Origin of the sequence: Peptoniphilus sp. oral taxon 836 str. F0141 (assembly GCF_000179335.1) — a bacterium.
In the GTDB taxonomy this organism is placed as follows: Bacteria; Bacillota; Clostridia; order Tissierellales; family Peptoniphilaceae; genus Peptoniphilus_A; species Peptoniphilus_A lacrimalis.
In genome coordinates, this window is record NZ_AEAA01000103.1 from 1 (window position 1) to 716 (window position 716).

The window sequence follows — 716 nt, forward strand, 5'->3', positions numbered from 1 at the left end:
TATGCCAATATTATCCATGAGAAAGTTTTTATCATAGTTCTTAATTTTTTCTCCACCTATTAATATTTGTCCCTTATCAACTGGATAAAGTCCAGATATTAATTTTCCTATGGTAGATTTACCTGAGCCAGATGCTCCGACAAGGGCATAAACTTTATTTTCTTCAAGTTTAAGAGAAAAATCTGATAAAATTTTAGTATTTTTATCATAAGAAAAGTCCACATTTTTAAATTCTATACAATGATTTTTCATTTCCTTTAAACTTCCAAAATCTATAGATTTTTCTTCCATTTCAGTAAATAAATTTTCTAAATTGTCTACTGCTGAATTTGCTTGATATATATACATGAAAACATACATTATCTTCATCATATTAGAGAAAAATATTCCCATAAATAAAGTGAAGAATAAAACCTTAATAGACCAAAGTCTCGGATCTGCTCCTCCAGCAACTTTAAAGGCAGCTAAAAAAATCGGTAAAACTATAAAGATATTTAAAAGCCATTGAAAACTTACATAGGAAATCCTGCAAGACATAGAGTATGCATAAACCATATCCCTGTAGCCTATAATATTTTCATAAAGACTTCTGAAGCCAACTATTGGTGCATTGAAAATTTTTACAACTGGCATCCCACGCACATACTCAACTGCACCCGCATTTAGTTCATCACCTTTTTTCATATAAGCATCCATAAATTCCATATTTCCCATCA

Annotated in this window: 1 protein-coding gene; it reads right to left on the reverse strand. The window is 30.0% G+C overall.

Features of this window, described 5'->3' with window-relative positions; all coding sequences use genetic code 11:
* The coding region (locus tag HMPREF9131_RS05520) for an ABC transporter ATP-binding protein (protein ID WP_232202591.1) at positions 1–684 on the reverse strand (684 nt) is incomplete at its 3' end.
* Between the last annotated feature and the right edge of the window lie 32 nt (positions 685–716).